This window comes from Spirosoma utsteinense, assembly GCF_014282275.1.
In the GTDB taxonomy this organism is placed as follows: domain Bacteria; phylum Bacteroidota; class Bacteroidia; order Cytophagales; family Spirosomataceae; genus Spirosoma; species Spirosoma utsteinense.
On record NZ_VFIA01000021.1, the window covers coordinates 55,380 to 79,901 of the forward strand.

Annotated in this window: 18 protein-coding genes; 3 read left to right on the forward strand and 15 right to left on the reverse strand. The window is 53.9% G+C overall.

Annotation, left to right across the window (positions count from 1 at the left end):
• Positions 1–98: 98 nt before the first annotated feature.
• The 7 genes from FH603_RS16880 to FH603_RS16910 are packed head-to-tail and all read right to left on the reverse strand — an operon-like array spanning position 99 to position 6,720.
• On the reverse strand, positions 99–797 hold the full coding sequence (locus tag FH603_RS16880; RefSeq protein WP_186738719.1) for an acylneuraminate cytidylyltransferase family protein: 699 nt from the start codon (positions 795–797) through the stop codon (positions 99–101).
• Positions 794–1,837, reverse strand: coding sequence for a nucleotidyltransferase family protein (locus tag FH603_RS16885; RefSeq protein WP_186738721.1), 1,044 nt, complete (start codon positions 1,835–1,837; stop codon positions 794–796). The genes FH603_RS16880 and FH603_RS16885 overlap by 4 nt, the downstream gene beginning before the upstream one ends.
• Positions 1,821–2,933, reverse strand: a complete 1,113-nt coding sequence (gene neuC / locus FH603_RS16890) for a UDP-N-acetylglucosamine 2-epimerase (RefSeq protein ID WP_235985484.1) — start codon at positions 2,931–2,933, stop codon at positions 1,821–1,823. Before neuC ends, FH603_RS16885 begins: the two co-directional genes overlap by 17 nt.
• Positions 2,930–3,952: an N-acetylneuraminate synthase gene (neuB, locus tag FH603_RS16895; RefSeq protein ID WP_186738722.1), complete on the reverse strand. Its 1,023-nt coding sequence runs from the start codon at positions 3,950–3,952 to the stop codon at positions 2,930–2,932. The genes neuC and neuB overlap by 4 nt, the downstream gene beginning before the upstream one ends.
• Entirely contained in the window at positions 3,949–4,596 is a 648-nt protein-coding gene (locus tag FH603_RS16900) for an acetyltransferase (protein WP_186738723.1), read from the reverse strand. The genes neuB and FH603_RS16900 overlap by 4 nt, the downstream gene beginning before the upstream one ends.
• A complete protein-coding gene (locus FH603_RS16905; RefSeq protein ID WP_186738724.1) occupies positions 4,593–5,738 on the reverse strand; it encodes a LegC family aminotransferase in 1,146 nt (381 codons plus the stop codon). The genes FH603_RS16900 and FH603_RS16905 overlap by 4 nt, the downstream gene beginning before the upstream one ends.
• The gene (locus FH603_RS16910; RefSeq protein ID WP_186738725.1) at positions 5,731–6,720 is read right to left on the reverse strand and encodes an NAD-dependent 4,6-dehydratase LegB; all 990 of its coding nucleotides are present in this window, start codon (positions 6,718–6,720) and stop codon (positions 5,731–5,733) included. Before FH603_RS16910 ends, FH603_RS16905 begins: the two co-directional genes overlap by 8 nt.
• Positions 6,721–6,761: 41 nt before the next feature.
• On the opposite strand from FH603_RS16910, the gene FH603_RS16915 reads away from it, so the two are divergent.
• On the forward strand, positions 6,762–7,739 hold the full coding sequence (locus FH603_RS16915; RefSeq protein WP_186738726.1) for a hypothetical protein: 978 nt from the start codon (positions 6,762–6,764) through the stop codon (positions 7,737–7,739).
• 229 nt (positions 7,740–7,968) lie between these two features.
• Here FH603_RS16915 and FH603_RS16920 read toward each other — a convergent pair whose 3' ends face one another.
• Both FH603_RS16920 and FH603_RS16925 read right to left on the reverse strand, forming a co-directional pair.
• Positions 7,969–8,946: a GNAT family N-acetyltransferase gene (locus FH603_RS16920; protein ID WP_186738727.1), complete on the reverse strand. Its 978-nt coding sequence runs from the start codon at positions 8,944–8,946 to the stop codon at positions 7,969–7,971.
• A 39-nt stretch (positions 8,947–8,985) separates the two neighbouring features.
• Complete coding sequence (locus FH603_RS16925; RefSeq protein ID WP_186738729.1) at positions 8,986–9,873, reverse strand: Ppx/GppA phosphatase family protein; 888 nt, start codon at positions 9,871–9,873, stop codon at positions 8,986–8,988.
• A gap of 263 nt (positions 9,874–10,136) precedes the next feature.
• Between FH603_RS16925 and metH the strand changes: the two genes are divergently transcribed.
• Positions 10,137–13,952, forward strand: a complete 3,816-nt coding sequence (gene metH, locus FH603_RS16930) for a methionine synthase (protein ID WP_186738731.1) — start codon at positions 10,137–10,139, stop codon at positions 13,950–13,952.
• Positions 13,953–14,032: 80 nt separating this feature from the next.
• Here the strand turns inward: metH and FH603_RS16935 are convergent, their stop codons facing one another.
• Together FH603_RS16935 and FH603_RS16940 are read right to left on the reverse strand one after the other, a co-directional pair.
• On the reverse strand, positions 14,033–14,584 hold the full coding sequence (locus FH603_RS16935; RefSeq protein WP_186738733.1) for a fasciclin domain-containing protein: 552 nt from the start codon (positions 14,582–14,584) through the stop codon (positions 14,033–14,035).
• A gap of 392 nt (positions 14,585–14,976) precedes the next feature.
• The gene (locus FH603_RS16940) at positions 14,977–17,472 is read right to left on the reverse strand and encodes a ribonucleoside-diphosphate reductase subunit alpha (protein WP_186738735.1); all 2,496 of its coding nucleotides are present in this window, start codon (positions 17,470–17,472) and stop codon (positions 14,977–14,979) included.
• A 520-nt stretch (positions 17,473–17,992) separates the two neighbouring features.
• Here FH603_RS16940 and FH603_RS16945 point away from each other — a divergent pair.
• Positions 17,993–18,265 carry a type B 50S ribosomal protein L31 gene (locus FH603_RS16945; RefSeq protein WP_186738737.1) on the forward strand — a complete coding sequence of 91 codons (273 nt, stop codon included), beginning with the start codon at positions 17,993–17,995 and terminating at the stop codon, positions 18,263–18,265.
• 101 nt (positions 18,266–18,366) lie between these two features.
• Here the strand turns inward: FH603_RS16945 and FH603_RS16950 are convergent, their stop codons facing one another.
• The 4 genes from FH603_RS16950 to FH603_RS16965 form a co-directional block, all read right to left on the reverse strand.
• Positions 18,367–19,263: a DUF4249 domain-containing protein gene (locus FH603_RS16950; protein ID WP_186738739.1), complete on the reverse strand. Its 897-nt coding sequence runs from the start codon at positions 19,261–19,263 to the stop codon at positions 18,367–18,369.
• Entirely contained in the window at positions 19,260–21,620 is a 2,361-nt protein-coding gene (locus FH603_RS16955; RefSeq protein ID WP_186738741.1) for a TonB-dependent receptor, read from the reverse strand. The genes FH603_RS16950 and FH603_RS16955 overlap by 4 nt, the downstream gene beginning before the upstream one ends.
• 461 nt (positions 21,621–22,081) lie before the next feature.
• Complete coding sequence (locus FH603_RS16960) at positions 22,082–23,191, reverse strand: TonB-dependent receptor plug domain-containing protein (RefSeq protein WP_186738743.1); 1,110 nt, start codon at positions 23,189–23,191, stop codon at positions 22,082–22,084.
• A gap of 413 nt (positions 23,192–23,604) precedes the next feature.
• Positions 23,605–24,519 carry a DUF4249 domain-containing protein gene (locus FH603_RS16965; protein WP_186738745.1) on the reverse strand — a complete coding sequence of 305 codons (915 nt, stop codon included), beginning with the start codon at positions 24,517–24,519 and terminating at the stop codon, positions 23,605–23,607.
• Positions 24,520–24,522 lie beyond the last annotated feature (3 nt).

Consider the following 24,522-nt stretch of genomic DNA (forward strand, 5'->3'; position numbering starts at 1 on the left):
ATGTAGGCCTGATCATACAGACGTCTCAGCCGGTACTTCGTAACGGTTTGCGTAAAATCGGGCAGGTACGGTATAAAAAATGGCCACGAGCCAAGGCCTTACTGACCGGGTTTTGGCGATCGGTTCGCGGCCAGGAATTCGGCAAAAGCCCAGTCGAGCGGGGTGTCCAGATCGACCGAGTCTTCAGCGCTCATGACGTACTTTTTTACTTTGCCGAACTGGCTGAGCGGCTTTTGCAGGAGCGACGCCGTATTGATTATATAAACGGCTCCGTTGTAGGCGTAAACCGCCGGGCAATCCTGCCGACGGGTAAAGTTGCTTTCCTTCGACCGGTTCAAATAACCATCACCATTCTCCTCGAAGAGGTTGTAGTAGGGGTTGTTCGCCGATTCTGTTACGGATACCACCATATCAAGACCGTCGGTATACAGCGCCAGAGCTTCCCGCACGTGCTGAGCCGTCCGGAACGGGGAAGTTGGCTGAAGCAACACCAGCGTGTCGTACAGCCGATTCTGCTGCCGGTAAAAATCGAGGGCATGCAGCATCACTTCATAACTCCCCGACTGGTCGGTGGCCAGCGAATCGGGCCGTTTGAATGGTACGGACAGGCCATAGGCTTCGGCAGCCCGGATAATGTCGTCCGCATCGGTAGAGAGGCAGATATCTTCGTCCGGAGCCAGTTCCCGCGCCGTATCGATGGCGTAGTACAACAGCGGCTTCCCCACAAACGGCCTGGTGTTCTTGCCCGGTATACCCTTTGAGCCGCCCCGCGCCGTAATCAGGAACAGGGGTTTCATAAGGTGATGTGGTTGATATCGACGCAGGCTTTCTGGTAATCTTCGTGCCGGCCAATGTCGAGCCAGTAGCCCAGCATGGGAAAATACGTAACGGTATGTCCTTCGGCAATGAGCTTTTCGAGCAGATCCGTGGCGTTATAGACGCCTTCCGGAATCAGATCGACCATGCTCCGTTTCATCAGGTAAATGCCCGCGTTGATGTAATACGTGTAGGTTGGTTTTTCCTTCAGCGACCGGATGGCACCCTCGTTGGTTTCGAGAACGGCGTAGGGAATGTTGACCTGATACGGCACCGTCGCCACCGACATATCGGCGTTCTGCTGGCGGAAGGCTTCGTAGAAATCTTCGAAGTCGATGTTGGTCAGCAGGTCGGAGTTCATCAGCAGAATGGTGTCATTCTGATAATTATCCGTCAGCCGCATCGACCCGATGGTGCCCAGCGGTTCATCTTCGCGGGTATACTGAATGCTTATCCCTTTGGCCGATCCGTCACCAAAATAGTCTTCCAGCTGCTCGCCCAGGTAGCGCGTGGTAATGTGAATGTGGTTGATACCGTAGCGCGTGAGCCGGTCAACGTTATGTTCGATAATCGGCTTGTCGCCAACTTTCAGCAGCGGTTTGGGTGTGTCGCGCGTGAGGGGCATGAGCCGTTCGCCCTTGCCGCCCGCCATAATAACGGCATCGACCGGCAACAGCGCTTTCGTCTTGGCCAGGTTGACAATGCGGATGATACGTCCGTCGTCGTCCAGCTCCGGAATCAGCTGTAGCAGCTGCGCCCGAAAGCGCCGGATGGTTTCGGTATTGTATTCGTTTTGCCGCAGGAACCGGAAGTTCGGGTTCATAAACTGGCTCACCGGTTCGCTGATGGGTTTTCCGTCGATCAACCCCCGCCGGATGTCGCCGTCGGTGAGCGTGCCAAACAGTCTGCCGGTGTCGTCGGTCACGAAAAGCGTGAGGTACTGCCCAAGGCTGCTGATCTGCTCCAGCGCGCGGGCAACGGGTACATCCTGCCGGACGATATGTTTACTGTAGTCTGCCACGAACCTGTTTTAGAATAGAAACGATTTGTTGGGCGGTGGTGCCGTTGCCGTACGCATCGATGGGAGCGAGGGCTTCGGCCGTTTCGATACGCTGCACCGCTTCCAGAATACGATCGGTCTGGACCGGGCAGTTGATGATGTTGGGCGTTAAGAGCCGCCCTTCCTGCCGACTGCCCAGGTTGATCACGTATTTCGGAAAAAAGCTGGCCTCGACAAACCCGCTCGACGTATTGCCCAGCATAAACCGGCAGTATTTCATGCACGAAAGGTAGCCGATTGTGCCGAATGATTCGATACCCACCGCGTTCGGGTGCCGGTCGATGAACGCCAGCAGCTGCTCCCGCACGTAGTTGCCCATGGTATCGGCGTTGGGCATGGTGATGATCAGCTGGTAGTCCGGCAGTTGGTCCAGCGCACCGATGAGTTCCGCTACGTGAGCCTTGTTCTTTTCGAATGAAACCGTCTCGGGGTGAAACGTGATCAGGATCGATGGGTGGTCGAGGTCGATGGCAAATTTCCCGAAGAACTCGACTTTGGTTAGCAATGTCAGGTGCCGGAGATTATCGATGCTGAGCGCGCCTACATTGTACACGTTCTCTGCCGAGCCGGTCAGTTCGAACACCCGCGCTTTGTAGGCGTCGGTGGTTGTGAAATGGTAGGTCGACATGACCGTGATCGCGTGCCGAAACGCGTTGTCGATAGCGCCCAGCGTGGTTTCGCCCCCGTGGATATGCGCGATGGGAATGTTGAACGGCACGGCGCTGGCCACGGCGGCAAACATCTCGAACCGGTCGCCCAGGCACAGCACAAGGTCGTAGCTTTCGGTCGGCCACAGCCCCGAAAACGCCTGCATGACGCTGCCCATGGTGTGACTAATGTCGGCCGGGGTGTCGCCTGCGGGGACCGCGTCAATCCGGTGCGTTACCGAAAAGCCGTTCGCCACGATCTGGTCGACGGTATGGCCGTGGCGGGCCGACAGGTGCGTACCAAAGGCGATGACGCCGAGATCGAAAAGCGAATCGTCTGCTAGGGCCGTCAGCAGTGGGTAATAGATGCTGTAGTCGGCCCGGGAGCTGGTTAAAACGCCGATTTTCATGCCAGATCCTCCCAGCGTAAGAGGTGATCGGGCATGACATCGACGGCCAGAGTCCGGCCCGTGACGCTATCCAGGAGCATGGGCGAAATACCGCTGCCGGGGCGTTTCATCACCAGATCGGCTTCGGTCAGTACGTGCCCCGTTGCCAGTGGCCGGGCGAGGTGAATACTCTTCCGGGCAACGGCTATGTTCTTCTGTTCCGATGGAGTAGGCTGTTTCACGCTATCACCCAGCGCTAGTTCAATGTTTCGGATGGCTCGGACCATGTGTGTCAGCTCATCCGGTTCGAGGGATGCCAGATGGTCGGGGCCTTCCAGCGACCGGTTCAGCGTGAAATGTTTTTCAATCACCGTAGCGCCGAGGGCAACGGCCGCAATGGGTACTTCGATGCCGGACGTATGGTCGGAGTAGCCAACGGCCACGCCAAACGTTTCGCCGATGGTATGCATGGCACGCAGGTTAACATCCTGGAACGGCGAGGGATAATCGGTGTTGCAGTGCAGTACGGTAATGTTTTCGCGGGCAGTACCGGCTTTGATCAGGACATCCAGCATGGCTGAAATGTCGTCCATCGTGGCCATACCCGTTGAGGCAATGACCTGCTTATTATAGCTCCCGATCTTGCGGAGGTAGGGCAGGTTGGTGATTTCACCGGATGGAATCTTGAAAATGTCGATGCCCAGACCCGCCAGAAAGTTGAGACTTTCAAGATCGAAAGCGGTAGACAAAAACTGTATGTTCCGCAGCTGGCAGTGCGCCATCAGCTCCAAATGATCGGTCGGGCTCAGTTCCAGCTTTTTCAGCATGGCATACTGGGAGTTGTCCGTCTCGCCGGGCATGTTGTTCACCTGGTAGTCGGCTTTTTTGGCCGACGTACTCACGAGCTTCTCGGTTTTGAACGTCTGGAACTTGACGATATCGGCCCCCGCTTCGGCCGCTATGTCGATCAGCTGCTTGGCGAGGTCGATATCGCCGTTATGATTGACGCCGGCTTCGGCGATGATCAGTGTCTTACTCATGCTACTCGTTTTTTCAGAACTGCCGGGTTACCCGCATACAGCCCTCCTTCCTCGGAATTGGTCAGCAGCACGGCCCCCGCGCCAATCAGCCCGTTTGGGGCTACGTGGACGCCATGGGACAGTATGGCACGGCTACCCACAAAGCAATGGTCGCCCACCAGACAGTCGCCGTTGACGACGGCCCCCGTCGATACGTGGCAGTGGTCGCCAATCCGGGCGTCGTGCTCGATCAGGGATCCCGTATTGATGATGCAATTGACACCGATCTGCGCCCCCGCATTCACAAACGCCTGGTGATGGATAACCGTGCCCTCGCCAATCAGCGCCCGGTGGGACACGTAGGCCGTGGGTGAAATCACCGTGGTCAACGTACCGCCCAGGCTTTTGATCAAGTGATAGAGTCGGGTGCGTACGGCGCTGGACCGGATCTGGCCCACCGTGACCAGAAAATACCGGTACTCCCGCGCCAGGGCTTCAATGTCGTCATCGGTAGCGACGACGGCATAACCGGATTGGGTCGTACCCAGCTTCTCCCGCGTATCGACAATTCCGGCAATACTGAACTGGCCGGACGCTTCCACCACATCGATCACCGATTTGCAGTGCCCACCGCCCCCTACCAGTATCAGTTGTTCCTTGCTCATGTCAGCCGTACACTGCTGGGAATGTTCACAAGACGATCTTCAATGTACTGTGCATTCGTGCTGTCGTCGTGCAGGCAGTGGCTCAGCATGGGCAGCTTGGTCAGCAACGTCCAGGCCGGGCGGGTCATGATGCCTTTGCTGTTCGTATACGCTAAAAACTCGTCGCGCTCCTGTCGGTCGTTCAGCAAGACGGCGTTTAGCCAGAAGTTGGACTGGCTATCGGCGGGCTGTTGAATAAATTGATACGGAGTTGTCTGGAAAAATGCCTGATAGAACCCGGCCAGCTGCTGCTTGTTGGCAATGAACCCGTCGAGCTGCTCCATCTGGGCGCAGGCCATGGCCGCGTTCAGGTTCGGTAGCCGGTAGTTATAGCCCGTCTGGTCGTGGTTGAACTCCCATTTGTGCGGCACCTTGGCCTGGGTCGTCAGGTGTTTACCCAGTTTACCCAGCTGCTCGTCATTGGTGACGACCATGCCGCCCCCGCCACAGGTAATGGTTTTGTTGCCGTTGAAGCTGTAGGTGCCCAGCAGCCCGAACGTGCCGGTTTGTTTGCCCTGGTACGTACTACCCAGCGATTCGGCGGCATCTTCCACGACGGCAATATGGTGGGTCGTGCAGATCTGAACGATAGCCTCGATCCGGGCCGGATGCCCAAATGTATGCATCGGCACACAGGCGCTCACGCGCTTCCCGCTGGCGATGTGGTAACAACTCCCGTTCCTGATTTCGGTTTGGCTGTCCAGAAAAGCGGATAACTTCTCGGGGCTGAGGCTGAGTGTATTAAGGTCGATGTCGATGAAACAGGGTTCCGCGCCGGTATAGGCAATGGCGTTGCTGGTAGCCACGAACGAGAGCGGCTGGGTCAGCACCAGGTCGTCGCGCTCAACTCCCGCTAGTACCAGCGCGATGTGCAGCGCGGCCGTACCATTTACGGTGGCGATGGCGTAGGGCGCCCCGGTGTACTCCCGGATCTGCTCTTCGAACCGATCGACGTACCGGCCTACCGACGAGACGAACGTGGAGTCTATAGCGTCGTTGACATACGCCTTCTCATTGCCTGTGAAGCGGGGCTCGTGCAGGGGAATAAAACCGTCGGTTTCGCCGAAGGTGTCGCGTACGAACTGAACGAACCGGTCAAACATTATAGATATGGGCCTTATATTGGTTGAGGTTCTCGGGATTGCTGAACCAGGCTATCGTCTCTTTCAGGCCCTCGTCGAAACTGTACTGAGGACGCCAGGCCGTTGTTGAAGTAATCTTCTGATTGGAACCCATCAGCCGTTCCACTTCGCTCTTCTCGGGGCGCAGCCGCTGGTCATCCGAAATGATTTCGGCCTGTACGCCCATCAGATCAATGATCTTGTGGGCCAGGTCACCAATGCTGATTTCGGCGTTGGTAGCAATGTTGACTTCCTGACCGATCAGCGCATCGTGTTTGGCTATCTCAGCAAATCCGTTCACCGTATCTTTAACGAACACCAGATCGCGGGTCGGGTGGAGTGCGCCCAGTTTTATTTCCCGGTAGCCATTAAGCAACTGCGTAATGATCGTGGGAATAACGGCCCGTGCCGACTGGCGGGGCCCGTACGTATTGAACGGCCGCACCGTGACGACGGGCAGGTTGAAACTGCGGAAATACGCGTCGGCCATCGAGTCGGCCCCGATCTTGGTGGCCGAGTAGGGCGACTGGCCCTGCCGGGGGTGCGTCTCATCGATGGGAACGGTCAGGGCGGTGCCGTACACTTCCGAAGTCGACGTGACGAGTACTTTCTCGATTCCCAGGTCGCGGGCGGCCTGAAGAATATTCAGCGTACCCTTGATGTTGGTGTCGACATAACTATCGGGCGAGTGGTAGCTGTAGGGAATGGCGATGAGCGCGGCCAGATGAAACACCATGCTTACATCCTTCATGGCAGTTCGGACCCCGTTTGGGTCCCGCACGTCACCGGCAAATATTTCGATTTCCTGCAGTTTTTCGGTCGGGAGGGTGTCGAGCCAGCCCCAGCTGTTGAACGAGTTGTAGTAGACAAAGGCCTTTACAGCATACCCATCGTCCAGCAATTTTTCAACCAGGTGGCTGCCGATAAAACCGTCAGCGCCGGTAACCAATACTTTTTTTTTCATCCACGGTGGCGTGTTCGAGATAGGCCAAAAGTAGCAAATAAATGCCGGGTGGCAAAGCTGAGCAGGCCCGCCCGGCCATTTGCCGGATTCGTAGTAGTTTTGCAGGCTATTACTGCCGCTGGCACTCGTTGATGAATTATCTCGGTCTGAGCATACCCCGCATTCTTGGTTTCTGGTTCGATACGGTGGCCCGCAACTGGTTCTACCGCCTGAAGGTCGTCAGCCGCAACTACGGCCATCTGCGGCAAACCCGTAAACTCCAGGGCAGTATGACGGGACGTAAAGCTATCGTGCTGGCCAACGGCCCGTCGGTTGGGCGGCTCGACCCCGATAAGATCAACCGGCTGAAGCGGGAGCATAACTTCGACGTGTTTGCGGTGAATTCCTATATCAGCTCCCCGCTGGCCGAGATCGTTGTTCCCGATTATTACCTGCTCAGCGATCCGGCCTTTTTCTTTCCCGAGAAATACCCGCACCTGACCGAGCGGCTCAAACGCGACGTCGCGCTGCTGACCGAAAAAAACATCACCTGTTTCGTCCCGCTGGAGCATGTCGATACTTCGCCCTTCAAAAAGAAACACGGCTACTACGACCGGGGTAATGTGTTTCTGAATCGCATCACGATCACTGGTCCCCGCAGCTACATATCCATGACGGCCTACAAGGCGCTGGCTGCTGCCTGCTACATGGGTTACAGCGAAATATACATCTGCGGTTTCGATAACGATTACTTCCTGAATCTGGTCGTAGATGAGGATAATGACATGTATTACATCGACCGGCACTTTTACGACAAATCGGGCGACCCGCCGTCGAAGGTGCGTAATACGAGCGCGAAGAGCATGGGCGAACTGTTGTATTCGCACCATTTCCTCTTCAAAGACCTCGAAAAGTTCAACGGATACCCCATCGTCAACCTCAATCAACAGGGGCTGGTCGACTGTTTCCCCAAACAACACTCGCTGGATATTTATAAGGAGGAAGCTCGTTCAGGCGGACAGGATGTCCGCGTTACGTAACGCGGACATCCTGTCCTGACAATGGTTTTAGGAAATCTGATCGTTGCCTGGGGCGTTTAACCCCGGTAGGGGTGACCTGTCAATAGACAAGAGTCTGCTTAGTCAATCCCAGCCCCGTTAGGGGCGGCCGCATCGTTTGTCTACGATTGGGTCGCCCCTAACGGGGCTGGCTATTTTTGGCACCGTTTATTTCTATTGACAGGTCACCTCTGCCGGGGTTTTCTCGCTCTTACCTGTTATTAACGTTACTTGCCTCTTCCTGGAACCGCTTCTCGAATACCAGCTTGGGGGATTCCTGTGCGCCGAGGTTGCGTTTGAAGCGGATCAAGCTGGGTTTCGGCTGCTGCTCGCTGTCGAGTGATACGCCGAGGTCGAGTAGTTGGATGTGTTGGACCTGGCAATAGGTAACCAGTCCATCCGTGAGCAGCACCATAGGGCTGTAGGCCTGGTAGTCGGGGCTGGACGCGGGCAGAAAATTGTAGAGAATGTCGGCCCGGACGCGTACTGCTACGGTCAGCGCGGCTATCGTGGTTCCGTCGCTGACGGCAAAAACCGGGAACTGATCGGGAAAGGTCCGGAGCAACTGGCGTAAACGGTCGGGCGGGAGGGTGAGGGCATAGCCCTGCCGCTGCCGGGTGCTGACCAGAAAGGCGGTTACCGCGTCGATATCGGGCTTCTCCCAGTGCGCGAACCGGAAGCCGGCATTCCGGCATTTTTGCAGTCGTCGCCGTTCCGACGCGTCGATGATGGTTTCGAAGGCAGTGCTGGTGATGGGCAGAAAGAAATTCTGGTTGGCCGAGACGATCGTAAACCCGCTTTTGATGAGTTGTTCGGTAAGTCGCTGCGCCTGCTGCGGGGCGTAGCAGTGGGGGTAGTTCACCAGTCGGAAAATAGACACGCCCGTTGCTGCGACGGCCGCAGCTAAGGCATCCAGGAAGTCATCAAGAACCGACTCGGGCAGGGTTTCAACAAATTCGACGGAGCCGAACGGAGCCGCTGCGGGACTACGGGCCTGATCGCCATCGACGAAAAACGTACAGCGCGCTTCGGCCTGATTCGTGAGTGAATTGACCGCTAGTACTGTATGGCCGCCACCGACCCGTTGCTGACGAACATGCTCAGGCGTATTAAAAAAGAAGCCGTTCGGTAAAAACGGCAACTCGGTTGAAACCTGTAAATCAGTATGAAGGTCGATGCGGTAGGGCATAGCAAAAAGGTGGTGCTGGTTGGGCAGGAAAGCGCCTGATCAGTGCACCTTGTGCTTCTTCGCATATTGCGAGTAGACCAACTGGATAATGCCATCCTTAAGGCCGAGATCCGGCACGATGATCTCATTGGCGTTGGCCCACTTCATGACCGAAATATAAATGCCGGCGGCCGGAACGATGACGTCGGCGCGGTCGGCGTTCAGGCGTAGTTTATGGATACGATCTTCCTGGCTGAACCCAGCGATATAGTCCCGGATTCGTTCGATTTCGGCCAGCGTGGTGCTGGCATCCGACGTTTTAGACGCCAGATTGAACAGCTTGCTGATGTTGCCACCCGTACCGACGGCCACCACTTCTTTGGACGAATCGACGTTTTCTTCGACCCAGTCCTCAATTTTTCGCCAGCCTCCTTTAATTTCTTTGCCTTCGAGCAACCGCACTGAGCCAACCTTGAACGATTTGGAGTTCACCTTCTGTCGGTTCACATACAGGTTCAATTCGGTACTGCCGCCACCCACGTCGATGTGCAGAAACTGCCGGTCGTCCAGCGCCTGAACGACAACATTGTTAATGAGTTCGGCTTCCTTCTGGCCGTCGATAATGTTGATTTTTACGCCTGTGAGTGCTTCGATCCGTTTGGCTACATCGTGCCCGTTGGTCGATTCGCGCATGGCCGAGGTAGCGCAGGCCATGTATTCCTCCACCTCGTGCAGCTCCATGAGCAGTTTATAAACCTGCATGAGCTTGGTGGTGCGCGCTTCCGATTCGGGCGTCAGGGCACCGTAGTTGAACACGTCATGGCCAAGGCGCAGCGGAAACCGAACGTATTCGACGCGCTTGAAACTCACAACATTGTCGTTGTGGAGGACGGTGGAGATTTGCAGACGAGCTGCGTTGGAACCGATATCTATAGCTGCCAGTTTCATATATAATCTGATAGAGCGAACGAGAGAATAAATGAGAGCGAAAGGGCAGGCGTTGGCAGGCTTTCCTGCTGTATACGGATCAGGCCTTTCGCGGCCCAACGGCTCAGTCACTTGCTCGTTTCGTTCAAAAGTAACGGATTTTTGCCGTTCAGGGTTTGGATGTGTACTTTTGTATAGGGTTCTATTCCTTCCCGCCTGGCCAATTTTGACTTATATTGACCGTGTACGTGTCTCTTACAAAGGCACATTAACAGCAGTAGCTTTTGAAAACATTACCTGAGCTTCTCCGCGAACGCATTCTTGTGCTCGATGGCGCGATGGGGTCTATGATCCAGCAGTATTCGCTCACCGATGCCGATTACCGGGGGGAGCGTTTTGCCGACTGGTCACACGACCTCAAAGGCAACAATGACCTGTTGTCGCTGACCAAGCCCGAAGTTATTCAGGAAATTCACCGGCAATACCTTGAGGCCGGGGCCGATATCATCGAGACCAACACGTTCAGCAGTACGTCCATCGCGATGGCCGATTACCGCATGGAAGAGTTGGCCTATGAACTCAACTACGAGTCGGCCCGGATTGCTAAAGAGGCTACGGTAGAATTCACGCGCCAGAACCCCAACAAACCACGCTTTGTGGCCGGGGCCATGGGGCCAACCAACCGTACCGCATCGCTCTCGCCCGATGTCAACAACCCGGCTTACCGCGCCGTAACCTTCGATCAACTGGTTGATGCCTACTACGAGCAGGTAAAAGGACTGGTCGACGGTGGGGCCGATCTGCTGCTGGTTGAAACGATCTTCGATACGCTGAACGCTAAGGCCGCGCTTTTCGCCATCGACAAATATTTCTCCGAAGAGGGGTTGCTTTCGGCGGAGAATCCAGCCGAGCGGAAAAGCCTGCCCATCATGGTATCCGGTACCATTACCGATGCCAGCGGCCGGACGCTATCAGGCCAGACGACCGAAGCGTTCCTGTATTCGATGTCGCACCTGCCGTTGCTGAGCGTCGGCCTGAACTGCGCGCTCGGTGCCGAACTGATGCGGCCCTACATCCAGACCCTTGCCAAAGAGTCGCCCTTCTTCACCTCGGCCTATCCCAACGCGGGTCTGCCGAACGAATTTGGCGAATACGACGAGACGCCCGACATGATGGCGGGCCAGATCGAGAGTTTCATCCAGGACAGCTTCGTCAACATCGTTGGCGGCTGCTGCGGCTCGACCCCCGATCACATCCGGGCTATTGCGGCTGTGGCGGCTAAGTACCCGCCCCGGCGCTTACCGGAACCCGAGCCATATCAGAAACTGAGCGGTCTGGAACCGCTGAAGATTACGGAGCAAACCAATTTCCTGAACGTTGGCGAGCGGACCAACGTCACCGGCTCCAAAAAGTTTGCCCGGCTGATCAAAGAAGGTAACTACGACGAAGCTTTGAGCATTGCGCGCGGGCAGGTTGAAGGCGGGGCGCAGGTGATCGACGTTAACATGGACGAAGGTATGCTGGACTCGGTCGAAGCCATGACCACCTTCCTGAACCTGATTGCCGCCGAACCAGACATTGCCCGGGTGCCTATCATGGTCGATTCGTCCAAGTGGGAGGTGATCGAAGCGGGGCTGAAATGTGTGCAGGGGAAGGCCATCGTCAACTCCATTTCGCTCAAGGAAGGCGAGGAAGCATTCATCGAACGGGCGCGGCTCGTCCGGCGCTACGGCGCGGCAGCAGTGGTGATGGCGTTCGATGAAGCCGGTCAGGCCGACTCCTACGAACGGCGCATTGAAATTTGCGAACGGGCCTACCGGATTCTGGTCGATAAGGTGGGTTTTGCTCCGCAGGACATCATCTTCGACCCCAACATCCTGACTGTAGCAACAGGTATCGAAGAGCATAATAATTACGCCGTTGACTTTATCAATGCCACGCGCTGGATCAAGCAGAATCTGCCACTAGCGAAAGTGAGCGGGGGCGTCTCAAATATTTCGTTCAGTTTCCGGGGCAACGACGTCGTCCGCGAAGCCATGCACTCAGCTTTCCTGTACCACGCCATCCGCGCCGGTATGGACATGGGTATTGTCAACGCCGGGCAGCTGGAGGTGTACGACAGCATCCCGAAAGACCTGCTCGAACGCTGTGAAGACGTACTGCTCAACCGGCGCGACGACGCCACCGAGCGCCTAGTCGATTTTGCCGAAACGGTGAAAGCCAAGGGTAAAGTGATCGTGAAGGACGAAAGCTGGCGGCTGGAGCCTGTTCACGAACGGCTCAAACACGCGCTCGTCAAAGGCATCACGGATTTTATCGATCAGGACGTTGAGGAAATCCGTCACCTGGTTGAACGGCCGCTGCATGTGATCGAAGGCCCGCTGATGGACGGCATGAACATCGTTGGTGACCTGTTTGGCGAGGGTAAAATGTTCCTGCCGCAGGTGGTAAAGTCGGCGCGGGTGATGAAAAAAGCCGTTGCCTACCTGACGCCGTTTATCGAAGCCGAGAAAGACGGCACCGCCAGTTCATCGGCTGGGAAAATCCTGCTGGCAACCGTGAAAGGCGATGTGCACGACATCGGCAAGAACATCGTTGGTGTGGTGCTGGGCTGTAACAACTACGAGATCATCGACCTCGGCGTGATGGTGCCCACCCAGAAAATACTGGACGAAGCCCGCAGGCACAACGTCGATATTATTGGCCTGAGCGGACTCATTACGCCCTCGCTGGACGAGATGGTTGGCGTAGCGAAAGAGATGGAGCGCCAGGGATTCACACTGCCGCTGCTCATTGGCGGAGCGACTACCTCGCGGATTCACACGGCGGTAAAAATAGATCCGCACTATTCGGGACCGGTTGTACACGTGCTGGATGCCAGCCGGAGCGTACCGGTAGCCGGGCGACTCGTGAGCGAAACCGATGCGACGCGCGAAAAAATATTCACCGATATCAAAGCCGAATACGTCAAGCTGCGTAGCGACCACGCCAAGCGGCAGAAGGAAAAAGCCAGCCTGTCCATCGACAAAGCGCGGGCCAACCGGACAGTTATCGACTGGAACCAGTTCGAACCTACGAAGCCGACTTTCCTGGGCAACCAGTATTTTGACGATTACTCTATTGCCGAGCTGGCGAAGTACATTGACTGGACGCCTTTTTTCCAGACGTGGCAGCTGCACGGTAAATACCCCGCTATTTTTGAGGATGCCGTAGTGGGTTCGGAAGCCAAAAAGCTGTTCGACGATGCTAAGGAACTGCTGCAGGAGATCATCGACAAGAAGCTGTTGCAGGCAAAAGCCGTCGTTGGTTTTTACCCCGCCAACTCGGCCGATGACGATGTACTGCTGCACGATTATGAAGAGCAGACACGCGATATCGCCTGTGAGCGCCACGGTTCGCACCGGCATGTGGAGTACAAGATATCCCGTTCGGCCCGTGATACGACCGCGGCTGTAACCCCGGCGGGTGAACTGATCTACGATACAAAAACGGTGCTGCATTTCCTGCGCCAGCAGAATCTGAAAGCGCCGGGGCTGCCTAACCTGTGCCTGGCCGACTTCGTCGCCCCGCTCGACAGCGGTCACAATGATTATATTGGTGCGTTTGCTGTTACGACGGGTATCGGTATTGAAGCGCTGCTGGACAAATACGAGCGCGACCACGACGACTATAACAGCATCATGGTCAAAGCCCTCGCCGACCGGCTGGCCGAAGCCTTCGCCGAACGGATGCACGAGCGCGTACGGAAAGAATTCTGGCCTTATGCCACCGGCGAGAAACTGAGCAATGAGCAGCTGATCAAAGAAGATTACCAAGGAATCCGGCCCGCACCGGGTTATCCGGCCTGCCCGGATCACACCGAAAAAGGAAAACTATTCGACCTGCTGGATGCCGGTAAAATTGGCATCGAACTAACCGAAAGCTACGCCATGTACCCGGCTTCGTCGGTAAGCGGTTTCTACTTTGCGAATCCGGAGTCGAAGTATTTTGCCGTCGGCAAGATCAACAAAGACCAGGTGATGGACTATGCGCAACGGAAAGATATGCCCGTTGATGAGATCGAAAAATGGCTGGCCCCGGTGCTGAGTTATGATGCGTAACCGGTAGAAGCTAAATCGATACAAAAAATAAGGCCCGGTGATCACCGGGCCTTATTCATTACTCTGTATTACTATTAAAATTACGGCATCAACACCGTATCGATAACGTGAATCACGCCGTTTGACTGGTTCACATCGGCGATGGTAACGGTCGATGTACCACCTTTAGCGTCGGTCAGCACTACGTTTTTGCCTTTCATCATCGCAGTCAGGTCACCGCCGGCTACCGTTTTCAGCGTGGCTTTGCCGCCGTTGTCTTTGATCATCTTCATCAGGTCGGCAGCGCCTACTTTACCGGCTACCACGTGGTAGGTCAGGATACTGGTCAGCATGTCTTTGCTTTCTGGCTTCACCAGCGTTTCAACCGTGCCCTTAGGCAGTTTGTCGAACGCTTTGTTAGTTGGCGCAAATACGGTGAACGGGCCTGCACCCGATAGCGTCTCAACCAGACCTGCTGCTTTTACAGCGGCAACGAGTGTCGTGTGGTCTTTGGAGTTTACGGCATTCTCAATGATATTTTTCGATGGGTACATAGGTGCACCGCCAACAGTCACTGTTTTCTCCTGAGCAAATGAAACCTGGCTTACGGCCAGCAGCGTAATCATTGAAAAAATAAGTTTGAACGTCTTCATGTTTCTGTTTTAAAATTGTTAAAAATGTATTGAATGTGTGATCGATCGACGGGAAGACATACGGTTTAACGCGATTGTTTAGATTTATCGCTAGTAATAAATACGCAGTAGTTTTTACTAGCGCACAAAAAAGACCATCCGCTTCAACTGTCTGGCAGGCTCATAATCAGGAGGAAGAGTGTAGGACAAACACAGCGTAGAAAGCCTGGGCCTGTAATGAACAGTTGCTGTTTATAACCACAAATTTGATTGGCACTTAGGGAGTTGGTTCAGTTTTTCGGGTAGAACATAAGGGTTGGTCGATTTACCGTTCACTTTGTAAGAGACCACAAAAAACTCCCGACCGTGTTGACCACAGCCGGGAGCGCAAAAACTGTCAAACTATAAATCTACTAGCTACCGCACATCTCGCACCCTTCCGGATCGTCCAGCGAGCAGGTCATAGCGGCATACTGCTGTTCCAGATCCGTTACCATCGGCACGGGAACTGGCCCGGCGTTGGTCGCGTGTTCTTTTGCATACTGTACATAGTCGAGTGGCTTCTCTACCATTACTGCTTCGGCTACGACAGGCTCCAGTTGTGGCTCCGCTTGTGGCTGTACTACGGTGAACTTCACAGCATCGGAAGCGGCCTTCGTACGGAGGTAGTACATACCCGTTTTCAACCCCGCTTTCCAGGCGTAGAAGTGCATCGACGTCAGCTTGCCGAAGTTCGAATCCTGAATGTGAATGTTCAGCGACTGCGACTGGCAGATATAAGCGCCCCGGTCGGCGGCCATATCGATAATGTGTTTCTGCTTGATCTCCCAGACCGTCTTGTACAGGTCTTTGATGTTCTGCGGAATGTTCGGAATCTGCTGAACCGAACCGTTGGCCAGGATCAGGTTGTTCTTCATGGCGTCATTCCAGAGACCCAGCTTCACGAGGTCTTTGAGCAGGTGCTTGTTCACCACCACGAATTCGCCCGACAATACGCGACGGGTGTAGATGTTGCTCGTATAGGGCTCGAAACATTCGTTGTTGCCCAGGATCTGCGAGGTCGATGCGGTTGGCATGGGAGCCAGCAGCAGCGAGTTGCGAACACCGTGCTCGACAACGTCCTTCCGTAGCGTTTCCCAATCCCAGCGTCCCGACTTGGGCTTCACCGGCTGACCATCGCGGGTCCACATATCGAACTGGAAGATACCCTGCGAGATGGGCGAGCCTTTCCAGGTCTCATAGGGGCCGGATTCTTTCGCCTGCTCCATCGACGAGGTCATGGCTCCGAAATAGATCGTCTCGAAAATATCTTCGTTCAACCGGCGCGCTTCATCCGATTCGAACGGCATCCGCAGCATGATGAACGCATCGGCCAGTCCCTGCACCCCGATACCGATGGGCCGGTGGCGCATATTGCTCCGACGGGCTTCTTCAACGGGGTAATAGTTGATGTCGATGATCTTGTTGAGGTTGCGGGTGGCCGTTTTGGTCACCTCGTACAACTTCTGGTGGTCGAACCGCATCACGCCATCCGTGCCGCGGGTAATGAACTTCGGCAGGGCGATAGATGCCAGGTTACACACCGCAATCTCGTCAGGAGCGGTATACTCGATGATCTCGGTGCAGAGGTTACTCGACTTGATGGTGCCAAGGTTCTTCTGGTTCGATTTCTTGTTGGCCGCATCCTTGAACAGCATGTAGGGCGTACCTGTCTCCGTCTGCGACTCCAGGATCTTGTACCACAACTCCTGCGCTTTGATCGTCTTGCGGGCACGTCCTTCGCGCTCGTAGCGCTCATACAGAGCCTCGAACTCTTCACTATGACAATCGGCCAGACCGGGGCACTCGTGCGGGCAGAACAACGACCAGACATCGTTTTCTTCTACGCGCTTCATGAACAGATCGGGCGTCCAGAGGGCATAGAACAAATCGCGGGCGCGTCCTTCTTCCTTACCCGAGTTCTTTTTTAGATCCAGGAAGTCGAAGATGTCGGCATGCCAGGGTTCCAGGTAAATGGCGAACGAGCCTTTGCGCTTGCCACCGCCCTGGTCCACGTAGCGGGCCGTGTCGTTGAAGACGCGCAGCATCGGCACAATCCCGTTTGAGGTTCCATTGGTGCCTTTGATGTAAGTACCCGTTGCCCGGACGTTGTGAATGCTCAGACCAATTCCACCCGCCGACTGCGAGATTTTGGCCGTCTGCTTCAGCGTGTCGTAAATACCATCGATGGAATCGTCTTTCATCGTCAGCAGGAAGCAACTCGACATCTGGGGCTTGGGCGTTCCGGCGTTGAACAGCGTTGGTGTGGCGTGGGTGAACCACTTCTCCGACAGCAGGTTGTAGGTTTCGATGGCCGCGTCGATGTCGTCCATGTGAATACCGACGGCCACCCGCATGAGCATGTGCTGTGGACGTTCGGCAATACGGCCGTCCATTTTCAGCAGGTATGACTTTTCAAGGGTTTTGTATCCAAAGTAGTCATAGCCGTAATCCCGGTCGTAGATGATAGTCGAATCGAGCAGGGCCGCGTGGGTACGAACTATTTCATAGACTTCCTTCGCAATCAGCGACGCGTTTTCACCTGTTTTCGGGTCTTCGTAGGTATAAAGCCGCTTGATGGTGCTGGAGAACGACTTGTTGGTTTCCTTATGCAGGTTCGAGATGGCAATCCGGGCGGCCAGAATGGCATAATCCGGGTGCGTGGTCGTCATCGAAGCCGCTGTTTCGGCGGCTAAGTTGTCCAGTTCCGTTGTTTTAACGCCATCGTACAAGCCGCTGACGACTTTAACGGCGACCTGTACGGGTTGCACGTAGGCAGGGTCAAGGCCGTAGCATAATTTCTCGATCCGGGCGGTAATCTTGTCGAATTTAACCGACTCGTGGCGTCCGTCGCGTTTGATTACGTACATGATTGTCTGGGGATTAGTTAGTATGTATAAATGTTGAATTCGGTCAATGAATACCGTCTCTCCAGCCGGAGCTCAGGGTGAAACGGGACGTTAAAGTTGTTCTGAAATAGACGGAAAAGCAACCCCGATGGTTCGGCGTGCTCAGTCAGTTTTTAAAAATAGAAGGCTGCTAACGGATTACCGAATTGTTAAGTCGTCAGTCTTAGCGACTTACCAATGTCCTGTTGCAGCCATAATTTAGAAAAATAACAAAGAGCGATTTTATCGATTGGCTCGCCAGCTACATGGGCAATCAGGCGAACTGGAGAGGAAGTAGTTTGATATCGAAATGTATGAACAAGTGAGAACAGTAACAACCCTACGTTACGCCATTATTAGCCAACGGCCCTACTTTATTCAATTGACAGTCAGGCTTAAAAAGAACAGCAATAAACGCTTGCCAATACCCTTTCGACGCCGTACCTTTGCAATCCTTTTCGGACGGAAACCGAGGAGATGACAAGAAACTGATTAGCAGACCATGAAAAAAGGCATTCACCCGGACTACCGCGATGTGGTATTCCATGACCTGTCGAGCGACTATAAATTTCTGACGCGCTCTACCGTTCAGACCAAAGACACCATCGAGCATGAAGGCCAGACCTATCCGCTCGTTAAGATTGAAGTAAGCTCGCAGTCGCACCCGTTCTACACGGGTAAGAACGTGCTGCTCGATACGGCCGGCCGTGTGGACAAGTTCCGCAAGCGCTATGGCACCAAAGACAACGCTACGCCGACTTCGACGGCTCAGTAGTCGGTTCGTTAGCCCTAATAAAACTCCCCCGCTGCGGTTAAACGCGACGGGGGAGTTTTTATGTATGGGGTGTAGGTTAGGCGATCCTGTTTATCGTTGTATCAGGGAATAATAGTAACCTCGTCCTTGCTGTAAGCCAGAATGATTCCGTAACCGCCCCTGACATTGGAGTAGCGAACCTGGGGCGGCTGAAAAGCCAGCAAAAATCCTTCATTAACATTAAACGTGCGATTGTATTCATAGTAGCCCCGGTTAGCCCGGCGTAATGTGAGCACCACTTTATCTACTTTCCCATTCGGACCTCTCGGCTGGATAGTCCCTTCCAGTTCCACCCCTACCCGAACTGTTGATGTTTGTCCGTTGAAACAGATATCGGACAAATTGTATTCGTCGAACCGGCCCCAGCCTCGAAAACCGCACCCATCCTCAAATTCGTCCGGCCGATCAAGACCAAATGTGTTTATAGCCACACGCAGGCTATTATTGTATCCTAACACTTGCATAGCATAATAGTCGCTGGGTTGTTTCGCATCCGTAAACTGGCAAATCAATTTACGGGCTGGCAGGCCCGGATTTAGTGCCGCCGGAATCGACTCGTCAAATTGATAACGGTCAATCCGTATCGGTTCAGGAACACGTTCGGGAAGGCTCTGCACGTCGGGAAACCCGGCATTCGTTATGGTGTAGTGGTAGAATCGTCCGGGTTGCGGTTTGAATTTTCTGGCTGATACGTAACGTCCGTCGCTTTGATGCCGCAGTTGCTCAACCAAAACACTGTCCTCATACAGCCGAACAACCGCTGTCAATACCCACCGTCCATATTGGTAGCGTCCCGTTGTCGGGTATGTCCGGCTTACCCGTAACGTGGCTACACTGTCTGGTGATAGCACCCCGTACACGACCAGCCGATCTCCCTCATAGGGTAAATCGACGCCTAAATCTTTGGTACAGGCCAGTAGCCCCAACAGAAAAAAAAGAGGTACTGCAAGACGCATCATCGGTTGATCTGTAGGTTATAACTGAGGTAGGGCAAGACCGGAAAAACCGCCTTTCGTACTACTTTATAATCGAACCCAACGATCTGAAGGGAGGAGTCAAAGATCAGGTCCCGGTTGAAGTCAAGAAAGAATGGGTTATATCGATTGTAGGCATTATACACCCCAAACGACCATTGTGCGTCACGCCGTTTGCGGGTAGTATGGCGGACCGTTACGCCCAGATCGAGCCGGTGGTAAGCAGGCATACGAAAGTTGTTTCGGTCACCGTAGATCAACAGCGGGTAGGCCGTGGCTTCCTGACCAATGTTTTCCTGTAGAGCAACAGGAATGGTCGTGGGCTGGCCGGACTGGTAAACCCAGGTGGCCGATGCACTGACTTTGTCGCTGACCGCATACTGACCCGTGAGCGAGAAAACGTGCCGACGGTCGAAGGTGGCGTCATACCAGCGGTTCTGGTCGATGGTAGCGAACCGGCGACGGTGACGGGCCAGGGTGTACCCTACCCATCCGGTTAACCGTCCCTGCGTTTTCAGCACCAGTAACTCGATTCCCTTGCTATCGCCAATTCCGTTGCGCTCAACCGTATTCTCCCACTGACGATTGAAGTTGGTCAGGAAATTGGTGCCTGTCTGGTAGTCAATTAAGTTACTCAACCGCTTGTGGTAGGCTTCCAGCGTGACGTTTATTGATTGGTTCGGGAACGAATACGTTATGCCGACGGCCGTTTGGCTGGATGCCTGGGGTGGAGCCGAGCGGGTAGCCGGTACCCACACATCATTGGGAAGACCAACGCTGTTGCTCGAAAGCAGATGCACAAACTGGTGCATGTCAGAATAAGCAAACTTGACCGACAGTCGGTCGGTGGGCGAAACACTCAGCGAGAAGCGTGGCTCGGCGTAGGTATGCTGTTGGTTGGCAAGCTGATAACTGACCGCCCGCATACCCGCGTTACCCCTGAGCCATTTAGCCAGTCTGAAATCGTCCTCGGCGTAAACAGCCACCTCCGTAGCCCCCACGCTTGCGTTGATCCGGGCCAGCGTATCGGGGTTGATACCATATGTAGTTGAGATGCGCGTGGGCCGAAATCGATGCCGGATTGCTTCCACACCGAATTGCACGTTATGCCCCAGAAGAGGATTCCATTCCAGAGCGACTTTTGCCGTGAAATCCCGAATACTGGACATCGCGCTGAATCGCTGTGTAATTGTCCAGTCGTCATTTTGTTTGGTGCGGGCCTGCGTTTCGATGCCGTACCGGTAGTGCGAGAAGGTAAGCGTGGAGCGCAGGAAAAGATTGTTCAACAATGCTCGGGTGTAGCGCACGGATGCGGTCGTGTTCCCCCAGTTCAGGCCAAACCTCGACCGGTCGGTCTGCGACCCTTCCTGCGCGGCCCAGATGTCGTTACCGTTGTACAAACTCACCAACAAGCGGCTACCGTCTTTGAACTGGTGATTGGCTTTAGCATTTATGTCATAAAGCCAGTAGTTGAAGTACTGACCACTTTTTGACACCTGAAAGGCGATTAAGGTGGGCAACAGAAAAAGGGTGAAGTAGGACGAACGGGCCGAGATGAAATAGGACGAACGGCCCCACAACTGCTTAGACAGGGGGCCCTCCAACAGCAGACGGGAACTCACCAGACCCACACTTGCTTCGGCCCGCCGACGCTGATTGTTTCCTTCTTTCATGGTTACGTCGATGATCGACGACAAACGACCGCCGAAGCGAGCAGGGAAACCGGCTTTGTAGAGGTCTACTTTACGAACCGCATCAGGATTGAACGTAGACACAAACCCAAACAGGTGCGATACGTTATAGACCGTTGCATCATCCAGAATAATCAGATTCTGGTCGGGCGAGCCACCCCGTACCTGCAAACCGGTGGTTCCTTCATTACCGACCGTTACGCCCGGTGTCAGGGCTAAGGCCTTTATGATATCCGTCTCGCCAAACAGGGCAGGAACGGCTTTAAGCTGTTCAATTGGTATGGCTACCAGTCCAGGTTGCTGGTTAATCGCTGAATTTTCGGCTGTGGCGGACACCGATACGGGAGCAATCTCAGTTATGGCCGGCAACAGATTGACCTGAACCACTGTATCGCGGGGGGACACAACAGTAAGCACAACCGACTCATAGCCTACGTACGAAAACCGGACGCTGGCCTGGCGATCTACAAACAGGGAGAAGTAGCCGGACCGGTTGGTGCTAGTGCCTGAATTCTGGCGCATATCATACACGGTTGCGCCAATGAGTGTTTCGCCGGACATTCTGTCGGTCACGTAGCCGCTTATCATCACCCGCTGCGCGACGGCTATATTACATAGAAGTAGCAGTACAACTATTCGAAAAACAATCATGCACGTTTAGTTAATCAGCCCCGCAACGATTGTAACGCTACGGGGCTGATTAAATTAGTATGTAAATTAAAACGGGTAGTACAGCTTCTTTCTTCTTGGTCATCACATTTTCCATCGGCCTTGACTTCCAGCCGGATCAGTTGACATTGGACGATTTCTCATTCAAAAAAAGCCCGAAGCCTTAAAAAGCTACAAAGGATCGTTTGGCAATGAGGTCATCAGGAACGAAGAGAACCCTGATGACTATTTCCAGAATAATAAGTACTCAATTGTCAATAGCTTAGGTTATTTTGGTAAAGCGTTTTTGTCATGCTTCGGCTCCGGCCGACCGGATTCGTCAGCATAAAGAAAAGCCTAATGTATTTTAGATGAGACACTTATACTTTTTATTTAAAGCGTGTTTCCAAAAAAAACTCTTTACTATTCAACACACAACTCATCGAGCAAAATGTATTCCGTTTTCATTCTGTTGGCTTCTTACCCGTGTAAATATTGAACGTATAGGACAGCGAGGGGATAATTTGAAACAGAGATACAGCTTTTACCGTATTGCCCAGCGCGAGGTAATAAAAGTAAGGGTTCTTCCGATTATAGGCATTATACATACTCAGTTCCAACTGGCCTACCCCCCACTTATGCGTTGTTTTTCGCTGAATACTAACATCGAGTCGATGCGTTGCTTTCATACGATAACTATTGCGCTCACCATACGTGAATAATACACCACCATAGGGGTCCAGCCGATTCGTGAAAATGTTGACATTTACCTGACCATAAACGGCTTGTGGCAACGTCACGGGTTGACCCGTCTGATATATCCAAGTTCCATTGATCGACCACCGCTTACTGATCGGATAAATTCCAACCACCGATACATCATGCCGCCGGTCCTGACGAGCGGCAAACGGTTTTCCCTGATTCAATTCGTCAAACTGATGAATCGTCCAGGATACGGTGTAGCCTAGCCAGCCCGTCAGCCGCCCCTGCTTTTTTTGCAGAAAGACTTCGGCCCCGTAAGCCGTACCCTGCCCCGTTGTCACTACAGCCTCCCACCTTCGGCTGGACCCCTGTGAGAGCATCGTGAAATCCTGCGAACTATGACCATCGCGATAAGCAACTATGTTACTCATTTTTTTATAATACCCCTCAACCGACAGTTCCAATTGATGGGTAGCCCCCACTACCATATCACGGCTATAAGCCACGGAAACCTGATCCGACTGCTGCGGTTTGATTGGCCCGTTGGCCGGAAACCACAAATCGACGGGAATACCGAAGCCGGGATTGGTTACTAAATGAAGGGGCTGATTCATCCGGGCGTAGGCCACTTTGATCGACGATAGCGGTGTTAGTTTATAACCCAGCAAAAACCGTGGTTCAACAAACTGGTAATTGATCTGGTGGATAACCCGATACGTAGCGAAGCGTAACCCGGCGGACCGACTTGGCAACAGGAACGAAGCCCTGAGCCGATTCAGGGCGCGAAGCCCGCTCAAAACCAATCGCACCGGCGAACCGGCCCCAACTAGCCAGCGCTTTGGCAAAAACACCGCCATACGCTCTATCGCCAAAGACCGTTTCGACTCGATCACCATACCACAAGATATCACTTACCAAGACTAGCGCGGCAGGGCCGTCAGCGCTATTAGCGGCTTGGACATGAGCCGCCCACAAGCGGCCACCCGTATCAACCAATAGCTGGCGCTTGTGGCCGCACGGATTTCCATGGCTTATGCAAGGGTTGGTGTGTAGGTTTTATCATATTTCTGTTGGCACTGTACTACTGAGCAAATACGATAAATAAGCTTGTTGCGAACGGCGTTAAGCACTAGCATTTTATTCTTGCCTTCGGCTAGTCCTCTCCGTACACTATGTTCAACTATTTAAGTAATTTTACTAACAACCTATTGTATATCAGTTTATTATACTAATATAAGTTAGCAAAAGGGTTAATTGATTATAATGGCAATGTCTCATGAGCAATTTACCTTAGCCGAAAGCTCACTTTTGCCCCGTTGTACGCCCCGAAGCAACCCAGCGCTCCCTGAATGTTACCCCGTATCAGCATCGGCTCCGCGAAGGGGTTGTCCTCATTACGAGCCTGGCTTAAAATCATTTCGTAGTACTCATAGTAGGCTCGGTTCACACTTAACAAATAAACGTTTAGTAAGAAGGGCGGAATAACGGATGGCGGATTCGTCGTGGCGTAGATCTGCAATTGTCCACGGGGGGAATTTATCACCTGCCCGTCGCGGTTAGCATCGGTCAGAAACGGCGATTCGTTATAGCTTTGGAAGGCAATTCCATTGATCGCTTGATAAGGCACCTCAACCGAGTCACCGTATGAGCGGTAAAGACTCCCATACTCATTGTCACCCGCCACCTGATAAAAATTGACCTCACCCGCCGTGTCCTGCCACCGCAATTGAACAAAGTAATCCACACCAGCAAGACTGGCTGGATTCGCTACCGAGTCCAGCAGCACCTCAGGCGTGGGCACCGTGCCGGGTACAGTAGTCGTTGCCGTTGCCCGCTGGCCGTCTGGTAGCTCGACGCTCAGCGTATACGTGTGATCAACTTTTACGGTAAACAGTCGCGCATCAACCTGGTAAAGGGCCCGTTGCGGATTAAAACGCAGGATGACCAAATTGTTGCCTTCGGACAACGTAACGCGGGCATCCGACACCGGGTTGAATTGGGTGCTATCAACCAGTACGCCTACGCTGGTACGTGATCGACTGACGACGACGGTTAACAACGTGTCCTGGGGCGATAGGTAACTGTGAACGACTAATTGCGGATCTGTTTTAGGCAATCGGGCGGGATCGACGTCCTGGACTAAACCAGCGCAACCGGATACCAGCATCAGCAGCGTTAAACACAGAATGAGTGTTTTCATACC

What these genes read in the sequence shown, in the direction of transcription:
- neuB (WP_186738722.1), bottom strand. Translation starts at nt 3,952, where the DNA reads ATGAGTAAGACACTGATCATCGCCGAAGCCGGCGTCAATCATAACGGC.
- FH603_RS16910 (WP_186738725.1), bottom strand. Translation starts at nt 6,720, where the DNA reads ATGAAAAAAAAAGTATTGGTTACCGGCGCTGACGGTTTTATCGGCAGC.
- FH603_RS16900 (WP_186738723.1), bottom strand. Translation starts at nt 4,596, where the DNA reads ATGAGCAAGGAACAACTGATACTGGTAGGGGGCGGTGGGCACTGCAAA.
- FH603_RS16950 (WP_186738739.1), bottom strand. Translation starts at nt 19,263, where the DNA reads ATGATGCGTCTTGCAGTACCTCTTTTTTTTCTGTTGGGGCTACTGGCC.
- FH603_RS16955 (WP_186738741.1), bottom strand. Translation starts at nt 21,620, where the DNA reads ATGATTGTTTTTCGAATAGTTGTACTGCTACTTCTATGTAATATAGCC.
- FH603_RS16965 (WP_186738745.1), bottom strand. Translation starts at nt 24,519, where the DNA reads ATGAAAACACTCATTCTGTGTTTAACGCTGCTGATGCTGGTATCCGGT.
- FH603_RS16920 (WP_186738727.1), bottom strand. Translation starts at nt 8,946, where the DNA reads ATGCCCTACCGCATCGACCTTCATACTGATTTACAGGTTTCAACCGAG.
- FH603_RS16905 (WP_186738724.1), bottom strand. Translation starts at nt 5,738, where the DNA reads ATGTTTGACCGGTTCGTTCAGTTCGTACGCGACACCTTCGGCGAAACC.
- FH603_RS16940 (WP_186738735.1), bottom strand. Translation starts at nt 17,472, where the DNA reads ATGTACGTAATCAAACGCGACGGACGCCACGAGTCGGTTAAATTCGAC.
- FH603_RS16935 (WP_186738733.1), bottom strand. Translation starts at nt 14,584, where the DNA reads ATGAAGACGTTCAAACTTATTTTTTCAATGATTACGCTGCTGGCCGTA.
- FH603_RS16880 (WP_186738719.1), bottom strand. Translation starts at nt 797, where the DNA reads ATGAAACCCCTGTTCCTGATTACGGCGCGGGGCGGCTCAAAGGGTATA.
- FH603_RS16925 (WP_186738729.1), bottom strand. Translation starts at nt 9,873, where the DNA reads ATGAAACTGGCAGCTATAGATATCGGTTCCAACGCAGCTCGTCTGCAA.
- FH603_RS16915 (WP_186738726.1), top strand. Translation starts at nt 6,762, where the DNA reads ATGCCGGGTGGCAAAGCTGAGCAGGCCCGCCCGGCCATTTGCCGGATT.
- neuC (WP_235985484.1), bottom strand. Translation starts at nt 2,933, where the DNA reads ATGAAAATCGGCGTTTTAACCAGCTCCCGGGCCGACTACAGCATCTAT.
- FH603_RS16945 (WP_186738737.1), top strand. Translation starts at nt 17,993, where the DNA reads ATGAAAAAAGGCATTCACCCGGACTACCGCGATGTGGTATTCCATGAC.